This is a genomic window from Paenibacillus septentrionalis (assembly GCF_042659865.1).
Taxonomy (GTDB): Bacteria; Bacillota; Bacilli; order Paenibacillales; family Paenibacillaceae; genus Pristimantibacillus; species Pristimantibacillus septentrionalis.
On record NZ_JBHSTE010000001.1, the window covers coordinates 418,188 to 431,777 of the forward strand.

The 13,590-nt window shown below is 42.8% G+C and carries 14 protein-coding genes and 2 tRNA genes; 6 read left to right on the plus strand and 10 right to left on the minus strand.

Annotation, left to right across the window (positions count from 1 at the left end; all coding sequences use genetic code 11):
- Positions 1–39: 39 nt before the first annotated feature.
- The gene (locus ACFP56_RS02005; protein ID WP_379230562.1) at positions 40–1,377 is read right to left on the minus strand and encodes a PhoH family protein; all 1,338 of its coding nucleotides are present in this window, start codon (positions 1,375–1,377) and stop codon (positions 40–42) included.
- Between the two features lie 97 nt (positions 1,378–1,474).
- Between ACFP56_RS02005 and ACFP56_RS02010 the strand changes: the two genes are divergently transcribed.
- Complete coding sequence (locus ACFP56_RS02010) at positions 1,475–2,065, plus strand: YhcN/YlaJ family sporulation lipoprotein (RefSeq protein ID WP_379230565.1); 591 nt, start codon at positions 1,475–1,477, stop codon at positions 2,063–2,065.
- 161 nt (positions 2,066–2,226) lie between these two features.
- Here ACFP56_RS02010 and ACFP56_RS02015 read toward each other — a convergent pair whose 3' ends face one another.
- From ACFP56_RS02015 to ACFP56_RS02035, 5 genes are all read right to left on the minus strand, one after another.
- On the minus strand, positions 2,227–3,291 hold the full coding sequence (locus ACFP56_RS02015; protein ID WP_379230567.1) for an LCP family protein: 1,065 nt from the start codon (positions 3,289–3,291) through the stop codon (positions 2,227–2,229).
- A gap of 102 nt (positions 3,292–3,393) precedes the next feature.
- Complete coding sequence (locus ACFP56_RS02020; RefSeq protein WP_379230569.1) at positions 3,394–3,681, minus strand: YlaH-like family protein; 288 nt, start codon at positions 3,679–3,681, stop codon at positions 3,394–3,396.
- Between the two features lie 22 nt (positions 3,682–3,703).
- Positions 3,704–5,545 (minus strand): translational GTPase TypA, encoded by a 1,842-nt coding sequence (typA, locus tag ACFP56_RS02025; RefSeq protein WP_379230572.1) that lies wholly within the window; start codon positions 5,543–5,545, stop codon positions 3,704–3,706.
- A gap of 32 nt (positions 5,546–5,577) precedes the next feature.
- Positions 5,578–6,057: a hypothetical protein gene (locus ACFP56_RS02030; protein ID WP_379230574.1), complete on the minus strand. Its 480-nt coding sequence runs from the start codon at positions 6,055–6,057 to the stop codon at positions 5,578–5,580.
- Positions 6,058–6,211: 154 nt separating this feature from the next.
- A complete protein-coding gene (locus tag ACFP56_RS02035; protein WP_379230576.1) occupies positions 6,212–6,877 on the minus strand; it encodes a TerC family protein in 666 nt (221 codons plus the stop codon).
- Between the two features lie 134 nt (positions 6,878–7,011).
- Between ACFP56_RS02035 and ACFP56_RS02040 the strand changes: the two genes are divergently transcribed.
- Positions 7,012–7,710, plus strand: a complete 699-nt coding sequence (locus ACFP56_RS02040) for a TerC family protein (protein ID WP_379230578.1) — start codon at positions 7,012–7,014, stop codon at positions 7,708–7,710.
- A 102-nt stretch (positions 7,711–7,812) separates the two neighbouring features.
- Here ACFP56_RS02040 and thiI read toward each other — a convergent pair whose 3' ends face one another.
- The 3 genes from thiI to ACFP56_RS02055 all read right to left on the minus strand — a co-directional run bounded on the left by thiI (position 7,813) and on the right by ACFP56_RS02055 (position 11,000).
- The gene (gene thiI, locus ACFP56_RS02045) at positions 7,813–9,030 is read right to left on the minus strand and encodes a tRNA uracil 4-sulfurtransferase ThiI (RefSeq protein ID WP_379230580.1); all 1,218 of its coding nucleotides are present in this window, start codon (positions 9,028–9,030) and stop codon (positions 7,813–7,815) included.
- Complete coding sequence (locus ACFP56_RS02050) at positions 9,027–10,178, minus strand: cysteine desulfurase family protein (protein WP_379230582.1); 1,152 nt, start codon at positions 10,176–10,178, stop codon at positions 9,027–9,029. The genes thiI and ACFP56_RS02050 overlap by 4 nt, the downstream gene beginning before the upstream one ends.
- A gap of 117 nt (positions 10,179–10,295) precedes the next feature.
- Positions 10,296–11,000, minus strand: a complete 705-nt coding sequence (locus ACFP56_RS02055) for a lytic transglycosylase domain-containing protein (RefSeq protein ID WP_379230584.1) — start codon at positions 10,998–11,000, stop codon at positions 10,296–10,298.
- A gap of 391 nt (positions 11,001–11,391) precedes the next feature.
- On the opposite strand from ACFP56_RS02055, the gene ACFP56_RS02060 reads away from it, so the two are divergent.
- From ACFP56_RS02060 to ACFP56_RS02070, 3 genes are all read left to right on the plus strand, one after another.
- Complete coding sequence (locus ACFP56_RS02060; RefSeq protein ID WP_379230586.1) at positions 11,392–12,687, plus strand: hemolysin family protein; 1,296 nt, start codon at positions 11,392–11,394, stop codon at positions 12,685–12,687.
- A 165-nt stretch (positions 12,688–12,852) separates the two neighbouring features.
- Positions 12,853–12,928, plus strand: a tRNA-Thr gene (locus tag ACFP56_RS02065).
- A gap of 27 nt (positions 12,929–12,955) precedes the next feature.
- A tRNA-Thr gene (locus ACFP56_RS02070) sits at positions 12,956–13,031 on the plus strand.
- A 90-nt stretch (positions 13,032–13,121) separates the two neighbouring features.
- Here ACFP56_RS02070 and ACFP56_RS02075 read toward each other — a convergent pair.
- Positions 13,122–13,256, minus strand: coding sequence for a hypothetical protein (locus ACFP56_RS02075; RefSeq protein WP_379230588.1), 135 nt, complete (start codon positions 13,254–13,256; stop codon positions 13,122–13,124).
- Positions 13,257–13,353: 97 nt separating this feature from the next.
- On the opposite strand from ACFP56_RS02075, the gene ACFP56_RS02080 reads away from it, so the two are divergent.
- Positions 13,354–13,572, plus strand: coding sequence for a DUF2536 family protein (locus tag ACFP56_RS02080; protein ID WP_379230590.1), 219 nt, complete (start codon positions 13,354–13,356; stop codon positions 13,570–13,572).
- Positions 13,573–13,590 lie beyond the last annotated feature (18 nt).

The window sequence follows — 13,590 nt, forward strand, 5'->3', positions numbered from 1 at the left end:
CATTGCCACATACGTAAAGAACGGTTTAATACGTTACATCTACAGCAAGTCTGCTGCAAGCTGTGCAAGCTTGGAGCGCTCTCCTTTTTCAAGCGCAATATGGCCGCTTATGCCTTCTTGTTTGAATCTTTCTACCACATAGGTTAGACCATTACTCATGGAGTCGAGGTATGGATGGTCAATCTGCTCAGGATCACCCACTAGTACAATTTTACTACCTTCACCTACACGTGATACGATTGTTTTAATTTCATGACTGGTTAAGTTTTGTGCCTCATCAATGATAATAAATTGTCCGGGTATCGATCTTCCTCTAATATAAGTGAGCGCTTCGACATGAATGCTTCCAAGTCCCATTAAAATTTTATCAATATCGCCCGATTTTTTCGTATCAAAAAGATATTCCAGATTATCGTAAATAGGCTGCATCCACGGGCGAAGCTTTTCTTCCTTCTCCCCTGGCAAATAGCCGATATCTTTCCCCATCGGCACGACAGGCCTAGCGATAAGCAGTTTTTTATACTTATGCTCATCCTCCACCTTTAGAAGTCCAGCAGCTAAAGCAAGCAATGTTTTACCTGTTCCGGCTTTTCCAGTAAGCGTCACTAGCGGGATTTCATCATTCATTAATAATTCAAGCGCCATACGCTGCTGAGCATTGCGCGCCGTAATTCCCCATACAGGATCATTGCTTAAAAATAACGGCTCCAGCTTGGTTGCGTTGGCATTTACCTTAAGAAGTGCGGATTTGGTGGTGCCAAGCTCATCCTTCAAAATGACAAATTCATGAGGATTCAATTGATGCCTTAATCCAAGATTGTGAACCATCAAATATCGGTAGGTGTAAAACTCATCGATTATAGATGGATGAACATGCAGCGTGAAATACCCATTATAACGGTCATCCGCTTGCAGATGTGGATCACTTATGTAGTCTTTTGCCGGAAGACCGAGCACATCGGCCTTAATACGCATTAAGACGTCCTTGCTTACAAGCACAACCTGCTTTCGTTCTTGTTCCGGCAAAGCCTGCTGCTCGACATGGTAATTCATTGCAACTGCAATAATTCGGTGATCGTTCGTTATTTCACCGAAAAGATCCTGTACTTGAGTAAAGTTCCGATGATTGAGCTCTACACGAATAATACTGCCGTTTGGCAGCTTAATGCCGCTATGAAGCTTTCCTTCCTCCTTGATTTTATCTAATAAACGGGATACAGAGCGAGCATTGCGACCAAGCTCGTCTGCAAGCCTTTTTTTTGAGTCAATTTCCTCCAATACGATAGCGGGAATGACGATTTCATCCTTCGGATAAGCGAAAATCGCTTGTGGGTCGTGCAATAGCACATTCGTATCAAGAACTACAATTTGGCTCATGGAGCTCCCTCCTCATTCTCTGCAATGTACATAGAAAGTAGCTGCGATGGTCACACTACAATCGATATTAGTATGGTAACTATTCGAGGTGAAACATATGAAAAAGGAACTTGTTGTATTAACTACGATGCTCGCTCTGCTTGCTGGCTGTAATTCGAATGCAACCCCACCCTCCAACAACAATAATAATAATGATCAATCCATGCAGATGCAGCAAGTTAAGCCCCAGTCAATAGCTGCTAATCAAGAGGAAGCAATCGCTCATCTTGAAAATCTTGCAAAAGGCATTGAGGGTGTACAGGATGCACATGTTGTCATCATGGGCAATAGCGCAATAGTCGGTATAGATGTTGATCCAGATCTAGAGCGTACACGCGTCGGAACGATTAAATACTCCGTAGCTGAAGCCTTCAGTAATGACCCATTAGGGGTTCAAGCCATTGTGACGGCTGACCTTGATCTTAGAGAGCGCATCGCTGAAATGGGTGAAGACATTCGTGCTGGCCGCCCGTTTCAAGGCATAGCCGAGGAGCTAGCTGACATCGTTGGACGTATCGTGCCGCAAATCCCATCTGATCTCATCCCTGCACAAAAAGAACACGAGATTGATACCCAGAATGAAACAGGCACCTACTCCACGCCTGAAGAATTAGTTAACGAGCATGAGCAAAGGATTAAAGGAAAATAAAAACACAAAAAGCCTAGTCGCTTGTACTAGGCTTTACGTGTCAGCTTATGACGCTCTGTCCTTTTCCAGTTCATCTTCATCATAGCTCTGCCTCCTCACTCACGATCATTAGTATGACTGTAGCTGCTTAACTACTACAGTATATGATCAAATGAGGAGACTCATTCTGATATTATTGATTGCAATAACTGTCTTGCTTCTTCAAGAGAGGCTTCGTCCGCAACAACATAAGGATTTTGCCATTTCCCTTGCAAGGTCATAAACGTAATGTTGTCTACATCAATATTGTAATAAGTACTAATTAGTCGAGATAGTTCTTCACTTGGCATATCCGTGTGAACATCCTCTGCTAATTCATCAATGACTTTATTAATCTTCGTCACGCCGCCGAACGATATCATCTTTTTCATAATCGCTTTAATGACAACCGTTTGGCGTGTGTTACGTTCAAAGTCACTTGAAGCATTCGGATTCGAGTTGGATTTTCTAAAACGAACAAAATCGAGCGCTTCTTTTCCATAAAGCGTTTGTTCGCCTGGTTGTAGGTCAATATTGGTGCCATCATGAGAATCCTTATACTGCATCCGCATATCTACATTGACATGAATACCTCCAAGAACATCAACTACATCCTGAAATCCTTGAAAGTTAATTGAAGCTGCATACTGCAACGGAACACCATAAAACTCACCAAAAATCGTTTTTGCCGTATTTTTAGCCTCGCGCATCACTTCCACTCGGTCTGCACCGCCCCGCTGGGCAGCTACATAGGCATTCGCATAAAACGCGTTTGCTTTGCGCGTTTTACCGTCATAAGTAATACGGGTATCACGCGGCATTGCAATCACTGCGCCCTTTTTAGTCGTAGGATTCAGTGCAGCTACCATAATAACATCCGTGTTCAAACCACCTCCACCACTACGCTGATCAATACCAAGCAGCAGCATCGTAAGTGGTTTTTCCTTTACAGACTCGCCTACAGGAATGGAATTGACCTTGCCAGTTTCGTCATCTACTTTAGCAATACTAATCGTATTCATGAACTCATTACCCTTTGTTACTATGTAGACACCGCCTGCTACAATTGCTAAACATACTACTATAATAATGAATATTAATACCTTTATAATCGGATGTTTCTTTTTCTTAGGTTTCTTTTTTCCTCTTGTTGCAGCTCGGCTCGCCAGTTGTTGTTCGCCAGCATGCTGAGGTTTATTTGCAGCCATGCTTTCACCTACAATCATTTAGTCTTAAATTCTTAAATAAAAAGCAGCACCCTTCATCCAACGTGGTTATGTTGGTAGATGCTGCTTGCTTGTACACCATTTTTACTCTGCCGTCGTTGATTTGCCTTTCCATTTATCATAAATTTGACGTGCACGCAGCATAACCATCATTACAATTGCTACAGCCATACATTGTACGATTGGCAAACGGTCAAGTTGCAATATCAGCAAAATTCCCGATCCGATGATCATTGTCAAATACATGAATATCGCCTTCAACAGCGGCAGCCTAACTTGCTGAGGTCTAAACACATTTTGAAAAATGTAAAACGTCATGCCAAGAATGAGTAGATATGAAATGAGCGGATGCTCACTTAACCATGCTTGCATTCTTTATGCCTCCCTCAAGCCATTATAAATTGGCTTGTGCCATTTTACGATGTTTTTCAGCACGCTCGCGCTCACTTTTGTTCAAGATTTTTTTGCGTAGTCGTACTGTTTTTGGCGTGATTTCACAATATTCATCATCATTCAGATACTCAAGCGCCTGCTCCAGCGAGAACAACACAGGTGTTTTAAGCTTAACCGTATCGTCCTTGCCTGATGAACGTACGTTTGTAAGTTGTTTTTCCTTACAGATGTTGACGATGATGTCGTTATCGCGGTTGTGCTCGCCCACGATCATTCCCTCATATACTTCTGTTCCAGGCTCAAGGAAGAGTACACCACGATCCTCTACGCCCATCATGCCATAGAAGGTGCTTACGCCGTTTTCACTGCTAACAAGCACACCTTGATGTCTGCCGCCAACTGTTGAAGGAACGTACTCACCGTAGCTGTCAAATGCATGGTTCATAATGCCGTAGCCGCGTGTTAACGTCAAGAACATCGTACGGTATCCGATCAGGCCACGAGCTGGAATAATAAACTCAAGACGCACTTGTCCAGAGCCATCATTGATCATATTGACCATTTCAGCTTTGCGTGTGCCAAGAGACTCCATTACTGCACCCATGCTTTCTTCTGGAATATCAATCAGCAAGCGCTCATACGGTTCACTTCTTACGCCGTCAACATCCTTAACAATAACCTCTGGCTTAGAAACCTGAAGCTCATAGCCCTCACGTCTCATATTCTCGATCAGAATACTAAGATGAAGCTCACCGCGACCTGATACGATAAAGGCATCTGGCGATTCAGTCTCCTCTACACGAAGCGCTACGTCTGTTTCAAGCTCTTTGAATAGACGTTCACGCAGCTTGCGGGATGTTACCCATTTACCTTCACGACCGGCAAATGGTGAGTTGTTTACAAGGAAAGTCATTTGCAAAGTAGGTTCATCAATTTTCAAGACAGGCAGCGGCTCAGGGTTAGCCGGATCTGCAATCGTTTCTCCGATATTAATGTCTTTAATACCAGCAATCGCTACGATATCGCCAGCACCTGCTTGCTCAATTTCCAAACGCTTCAAGCCTTGGAAGCCAAACAGCTTTTCAATTCTAGCCTGCTTCACAACACCTTCGCGGTTAATGACCGCAATTGGTTGTCCTTGTTTAATAATACCACGGTTTACACGACCGATAGCGATACGGCCAAGATACTCATTGTAGTCAAGCAGCGTGACTAAAAATTGCAATGAATCATCTACGCTCTCTTTAGGAGACGGAATATGTTCAACAATTGTTTCATATAACGCCAACATATTTTCATCTTGTTTTTCAGGATCAAGACTTGATGTACCCATCAGAGCTGATGCATAAACAACCGGGAACTCAAGCTGATCATCGTTCGCGCCCAGTTCAATAAACAGATCCAGCACTTCATCGATAACTTCTACAGGACGCGCATTAGGACGGTCAATTTTGTTCAGGACAACGATTGGAGTCAAATTAGACTCAAGCGCCTTGCGTAATACAAACTTCGTCTGCGGCATGCAGCCTTCGAATGCATCAACAACAAGCAGTACGCCGTCAACCATTTTCATAATCCGCTCTACTTCGCCACCAAAATCAGCATGTCCAGGCGTGTCTACAATGTTAATAAGGAAATCCTTATACGTAATAGCTGTATTTTTTGCAAGAATGGTAATCCCACGTTCACGTTCAATATCGTTGGAATCCATTGCTCTTTCCTGAACGCTTTCATGCTCCTTAAATGTGCCTGACTGTTGAAGAAGTTTGTCGACCAGCGTTGTTTTACCGTGGTCTACGTGTGCAATAATTGCAATGTTGCGTAAGTTTTCTCTTGCTTTCATATTAGATGTGTCCACTCCATTTTAAAGTAAAATTACCAACGTACTCGAGATCCGAACATTAAATACAGCCCAACTAACACGCAAATTAATGCTACGACATAAATGCCCCAGCCCCAAAGCGCTATTAATAACAAGCAAATCAATGATGCGGCACCAAGCCCTATGGCGGATGTCTTTATATAACGCTGCTTAGGCGAGCCGAATAGATGATATTCAAACAATCCAACGGCAACTCCAAAAATAAACAGCGGCCAAAGATAACGCAAGCTATCCCAACCAAAAATATTACAGAAAATAAAGAGTACAGCATACACTACCAGCATACCAGCTGGAATCAATGTTATTGCTGGAAGCACTCTGCCGAAATAAAGCACATGAATTAAAATACCAGGAATAAGTACCAGAAGCGGCCAGAACATCATTCCCAGAAAGCTGAATAATCCTGCTTTTCCTAACAAAATTACAATACCAACAATCAACAAAATAATTCCAGCGGAATATCTATTGTTCATTTTGCATTCCGCTCCTTAAGCTTCTTACATTTTTTGATCTTTTTTAGTTTAACGGAATTGAGATAAAAAAACTAGGCTTTAGACTATGTTTGCACAAAAAAACATATTCCCATTCAAAAAATAATGGAAATATGTTTTTTATGGTTTTTCAGTTTCACTGCTGTTTTACTTGTTGGCCCATTACCGCAACGATTATGACAAGCGGAATGCACATGAATGGAATGATCGAGATCATACTTTCCATTTTATACAAAAGCAAGGTGTACAGGCCTTGATCCTTAATAATCATCTCACCTGCAGCAAAAGCCAGGCACCCTGCTCCAACATAACCTAAAAACGAAAATCGCTTGAGCAGTAGCTCCAGCAGCTTGCTTCCCCAGATAATCATAGGAATGCTAATTGCAATTCCGAGCATAATAAGCACTAGATCACCTTTTGCAACTGCAGCTATAGCAAGAACATTATCCAGGCTCATAACAAAATCTGCTGTTATTATTGTCCAAATTGCACCAAGCATCGTTAACTGCTGACCTTCCTGCTCGTGATGATCGCCTTTTTGCAGATCAACGAGCAGTTTCATCGCAATAAACAGCAAAATGAGTCCTCCTGCCGCTTGAAGAAAAGGAATTTTCAGCAGAGGAAGCGCTAGAAAAACAAGTACACAACGCAGCACTACGGCAACCATCGTTCCTAACCAGATCGCTTTATTGCGTTGCGCAGCTGGAAGCCGGTTACTTACCATTGAGATGACAATAGCATTATCTCCACTTAGCAACAGATTAATTAACACAATTTGACTAAAAATAATGAAGCTGTCCACGGATTCCCCTCCCTGTATTAGGGGTATGAGGAAGCTTGACCATTTATGATATGAATCTAGCAATATTTCACTTCACGAATAACAGATTTTGGTGTAAGCTTCTCTATGGACATTTATTAAGGAGGAACCGACTTATGGATATTACATCCGCAGAATGGTGGTTTGCGCTGCTGAACATTATTTTCATCGACCTTGTGCTTGCAGGAGACAATGCCATCGTTATTGCATTGGCGGCACGCAACTTGCCAGCAGACAAACAGAAAAAAGCAATTATTTGGGGAACAGTCGGTGCCATAACAATAAGAATATTAGCTACACTTCTTGTCGTAAAACTGTTAGATCTACCTTGGCTGCATTTGGCTGGCGGCATTCTTCTTGTTTGGATCGCCGTAAGGCTGCTCGTTCAAGAAGAACAACACGAGGACATTAAGGCAGGAGCTACGCTTTGGCAGGCGATTCGTACTATTATTATTGCAGATGCTGCGATGGGATTGGACAACGTTATTGCTGTTGCAGGTGCGGCAAGCGGACATATGATGCTTGTTGTTATCGGTCTTATTATTAGTATTCCAGTTGTTGTATGGGGAAGCACGCTATTTATCAAGCTCGTTAACAGATTCAACTGGATCTTGTATGTGGGTGGAGGCGTTCTTGCCTTTACTGCAGCAAAAATGATTGCAGGCGAAAAGGCAGCTGTTTTCAACCTAAAAGGGTATTTTGCAGATCGCCCCGTTTTATATTGGGCTTTCATTATTCTTGTCGTATTAGGCGTGCTGGTAGGCGGATACTTAACGAATAAACGCAAGCAAAACAAAGCGCAGCCTGCAGCTTAAACTAATCTAGCTATAATCAAAAAGCACCTCGTTCTGTATAGATGCTTGGAAGGCAGCGAGCCTCCAAACCTCTGACAGACGGGTGCTTTTCTTATAGGAATACTAGAACCAATCCTCTTCGTCACGTTGCTCGCTTTGTGGCTCGTTGTAGCTAAGCAATACGGTTTCCGTACCTTCTACCGCTTGCTGAATGAGCAAATCATAATCCTCCATGCTGCTTTCAACACGCTCTACAACGCGCAGGTTCGGGTTCGTGCTAGGAGATTTCGGCAAAAATAAGGTGCAGCAATCCTCGAACGGCAAAATCGAAGTTTCAAACGTGTCAATTTTACGCGCGATTTCGATAATTTCCTGCTTGTCCATCATGATGAGCGGCTTAATCATGGGAAGAACCGCTGCTCTGCCAATTACATTCATGCTCGACAGGGTTTGACTTGCCACTTGCCCCAAGCTTTCACCTGTAACAATCCCGTTTGCTTTCACCTTCGCAGCAATCTGCTCCGTAATCCGAAGCATGGCTCTGCGCATAAGCGTTATCGTTAAATTTTCTTGATTGCCGTGTGCAATTTTCGTTTGAATATCTGTAAATGGAACCAAGTGAAGGCGAATCGGCACACCGCTATAGTAAGAAAGTCTTTTAGCTAATGTTTTCACCTTCTCAGTTGCCTGAACGCTCGTAAACGGATAACTGTGAAAATGAACAGCCTCCAGCTCCAGTCCTTTTCGGAGAGCCATCCATCCAGCTACAGGGCTATCTATGCCGCCTGACAGCAGCAGCATCGCCTTGCCGCTTGTTCCGTAAGGAAAACCGCCGGCAGCTGGAATGCTATCCCAGTACAAATACGTCGCTTCTTCATGAATATCAACTTTCAGCTCCAGCTCCGGCTGTCGCACATCAACTCTCAGCTCTGGGAAGCGCGGCAAAATATGCCCGCCGACAAGATGATTCATTTCATGCGAGCCATGGGCAAATCCTTTCCAAGCACGCTTTGTATTCACTTTAAAGGTTTTAGGCGTCCAGTCCAACGATTCCATCACCTCAAGAGCAGCAGCTTGTATCGCAGACAGCTCCGTCGGTACGGAAACAACCGGACTTACAGAAACGATCCCGAATAAATCCTTCAGTCTATCTATAACAGGCTGATGAGGGGTGCCATTAAGCAAAACATACAATCTTCCATACGTTCTCCAATAGGTCACCTGTTCAAATGGCTTCATCGCCCGTTTCACAGACTTGAGCATTTTATCTTCAAAAACTTTACGATTGCGTCCCTTCATGGTCAAATCACCATAACGCAATACGATGCGATCATAATTCAACGTGTATTTCCCCTCTCAAGCGGTTTCAATGAATGTATAATATCTTTAATAGCAGCAATAAGCTGATCCACATCTCTCTCAGTATGCTCTTGCCCAAAGCTGATGCGAATACCTCCCGTTGCTTCACTTCTCGTTGCACCGATGGCAAGTAACACTCGGCTAGGCTTATCATCTTTGGATGAGCAAGCAGAGCGTGTAGAGGCTAATATCCCTCGCTGCTCAAGCATATGAATCACAACCTCGGGCTTCATTCCCGGATAAGAAAAATGAACAATATAAGGTGATTGAGGGGCTCCGCCGTTCAGCTTCAGCTCGGGCAGCTTGCTAATCTCTTCTTTTAAATAGGAAGAAAGGGCCTCTGCTTGCTCATAATTAGCTTGTTGAGCATCGATTGCAAGACGCAACGCTTTCGCGCTTGCCACAATAGCAGGAATGTTTTCAGTTCCGGCGCGAAGACTAAATTCCTGTGTACCACCAGCTTGCATTGGTGATAATGGCAACCCGTTGCGAATGTACAAAAAGCCTACACCGCGTGGACCTCTTATTTTATGAGCCGATCCGCTTAACAGATCGATGCCCCATTCTTCAATCTCAAGCGGAAGCTTGCCAAGACTTTGCACAGCATCAACATGAAACTGCAGCTTTGGATATTGCTTCAAGAACTTGCCTATGTCAGCAATCGGCTGCACGCTGCCGAGCTCATTATTGACATGCATAATACTTACTAAGATCGTATCCTCTCTTAGAGCTGCAGCAAGATCATCGAGCGATACATGACCAGTCTGGTCAACAGGCAGCTCGGTAATTTCAAAGCCTTCTGCTTTTAGCTGCTGCATCGTTTCGTAGATGGAGGCATGTTCGATGCTGCTTGTAATAATATGCTTGCCTCGATTACTGAACGTACGCGCAACTCCTTTTACAGCCAGATTATTGGACTCCGTTCCTCCGGAAGTGAAAATCCACCTGCCTTGTTTTGTTTTCATCAAGGAAGCAACCTGCTCTCTTGATTTCTCTATTAGACGAGCGGCCGCAACACCGCCACTATGCAAAGATGAAGGATTTGCATAGTGCTTCGTCATCACTTCCATCATCGTTCGCACAACATCCTCATGTGGAGGAGTCGATGCACAATGGTCAAAATAAAGCATCCTTTTACCCTTCTTCCGTTCAAAATCATGCTACAACGTACAATATACAATAAAAAAGGGAGCTACGAAACCCCACTCTAGCTCTCAAAAAGTGGAACAACGTATTCCCGTCCTCAATTAAGCCCTTGCTGCTTGTACCTTGCTAATGTATCGCTGTGTTTCGACTGGCAGCAGATTGTATTTTTGCTGTAGCTCTATTTCCGAAGCTATTCCAAGTCGATCGATGCGACCTGGACCTGCGTTATATGCAGCTAATGCGACATTTTCATTTCCATTGTATTTTTTAAGCAGCATGGCTAGATACTTCGTGCCGCCTTCTATATTCTGAGCAGGCTCAAACGAGTTCGTCACGCCAAGACCTCTTGCCGTACCATCCATGAGCTGCATCAAGCCCTTTGCACCTGCTGAAGAAACAGCATTAGGATTAAAATTGGATTCCGTCTGAATGACAGCTTGTATTAAAGCTGCACTCACTCCATATTTTTCGGCTGACGCCTCGATCAATCCATCAAAGCTGCTATTAGCAGATGCTTTGTTTAGCTGAGTCGCATTCGCAATCGTATTTACGCCACTATACACGGCAGATGCCTCATATTCGCCATACTTTTGAACATGGCTTATACCAGTTGCCTGCAAATAGCCCCATACACGCTGCTGATCAAGCGATTCCGTCTGATTCGGGTCCCATACCTTCTGCTCTGATTGCTCCAGCAGCTTGTCAAACACTGCCGACTCCGACTTTATAACCTTTTTGCCTGTATAATAATCAAGCTGAGCTGTCAGCTGTTGTTGCTTTAAAACCTTCAGGTCATTCGCTTCCACTTTTTTACCTCCATCTCATCCAACGATTGCAATATATGAATGCGCTTCATGTGAACTACCGATGTACATGTAATCTGTATTATAGCATATTTTCCATAAACAAGCTGCATCGTCATTTCTCATTTCAACAGCATTTCAAAAGTAAAATTTAACCAGTCAAATCCATAAAAAGAAGCTTTCGAGCGAAAACTATAGGGTTTTGGAGTGAAATAGCACTGTTTGCCCGTATTAATCAGTTATTCATGCTCTTTATTCCCTATAATCCACGGAATTTGGCCTTTCTTAAGTTGATAGACAATGGATTGATTCGATATAGTATATATAATAGGTAAAAAAATTTATATAAAAAGGATAGTGAATATTAGAAATGGACATAGGTCTGAAGTTGTTCATGATTGCTTTATTAATTTTTTTGACTGGATTTTTCGTTGCAGCAGAGTTTGCGATTGTTCGGATACGTTCAAGCCGAATTGATCAGCTCGTGCTAGAAGCTAAGAAAGGTGTCGCTTCCGTTCAAAAAATAACAAGTAATCTGGATGCTTATTTATCTGCCTGTCAGTTAGGTATTACTTGTACCGCACTAGGATTAGGTTTTCTAGGTGAACCGACAGTAGAGGCTATTCTCTCGCCAGTATTCCATGACCTTGGATTGCCTGTTTCTTTAAGTCACCCGTTATCGATAGGTATTGCTTTCTTCGTCATTACCTTTTTGCATGTTGTCGTCGGTGAGCTTGCACCAAAAACATGGGCGATTCAAAAAGCAGAGCAGGTAACGTTCCTAATTGCCCGTCCACTTATTTTGTTCCATAAGCTGCTATATCCATTTATATGGTCCTTAAACGGTTCTGCTAATGCACTTGTCAGAATGTTTGGACTTCGTCCCGCCAAAGAGCACGAGGACGCGCATACCGAAGAAGAGATTCAAATTATATTAAATGAAAGCTTTCAAAGTGGAAAAATCAACAATACAGAGTATGGTTATGTTAGCCGAATTTTCGCATTTGACGAGTTGCTTGCCAAAGAAATTATGGTGCCTCGAACCGATATGGTGTGCTTGTATGCGAATCACACATTGGAAGAAAATCTTGACATTATTCAACGAGAGCAATATACACGCTTTCCTGTGGCAATGGAAAGCAAGGACAATATCGTTGGCATGATTCATACCAAACAGCTTTTTCTCGAGTATCAAAAGGGAGAAAACTTCGATATGAAAGCACTCATTCATCCGGTGCTTAGCGTTTCTGAGGTGACTCCTGTCAAAACATTGCTGAAGCGAATGCAGCAGGAACGTGTACACATCGCCATATTGGTCGATGAATATGGTGGAACTTCAGGTCTCATTACAATTGAAGATATTATTGAAGAAATCGTTGGGGAAATTCGCGATGAATTCGACACTGACGAAAGAAAAGAAATTGAGCTTCTCGATGAAAATTGCTATTTGCTGGATGGTAAGGTATTGCTGGATGAAGTCCATCAGCTTACGGGAGTTTCCTTCGAGGAAGAAGAGGTCGAAACGATTGGTGGTTGGATCTACAGTAATCTGCAGGAGCCAAAGCCAAACAAGAAGCTTGAATATGAGCATTTGACCTTTATTGTTCGTGAGACGAGTAAAAACCGCATTCGTAAAATTGAAATGCAAATCAATGAGCCGCTTGAAGCAACGAATGAAGAAACCGCATAAAACGTTCAATACCGCAGACTATGCATGATCTTTGAATCAGCATAGTCTGTTTTTTATTGATAATCGTATCAATTTTCAGTGGAATTTTCCGAAAATTTAATCTTTACTAAGAGGGGTTGATTATTTGGCATATCTGTGTGATAATACTTTCTGTGTTCAGCGCGTGCCGCTTTAGCTCAATTGGTAGAGCAACTGACTTGTAATCAGTAGGTTGGGGGTTCAAGTCCTCTAGGCGGCACCACTACAACATAATCAAGCATCACAACACGCCGCTTTAGCTCAATTGGTAGAGCAACTGACTTGTAATCAGTAGGTTGGGGGTTCAAGTCCTCTAGGCGGCACCATCAGTTCCTGTTACTTCTTCTGCCGCTGGCGAAGAAGTTTTTTTGTATACTGGATTAAAGCCAATAAAAAAACTACCGCATTTGCGGCAGTTATTGAATTTCATTCTTATCCGATTCATCCCATTTTTTAGAATAAGCTTTTTTCGTAACCCATAGTGTGATCCAGGTTATTAGGGCTATAATGACAACGCTAAAAAACCAAACTGAACCCGGTACATCCGCCATAGTTCCCCCTCCTTTCTCATCTTATAGTCAGTGTACACGAAATCGGGTTCGAAAATTATTGGAAATTTGAACAAATTTCGAACGAAGGAGAAACGATATGGAATTCAGACTTGATTTGTTAGAAACTAAAATTGAATTTTACGAAGCTTTTTCACTGAAAGAGCTGGAGGCGAAAATCGCTCAGCAAATCGACAATAATAAAGCGCTTATGCTTGAGCCGGCAGCTGTGCAGCATCAAGCTGTTTTTCATCCGCTTCATGAGAAAATGCTATACACGGCTTCTGTTCATTTTAAGCTGCGCTCTAGTCGCTCATAAGCCTCTATAATCAGATAA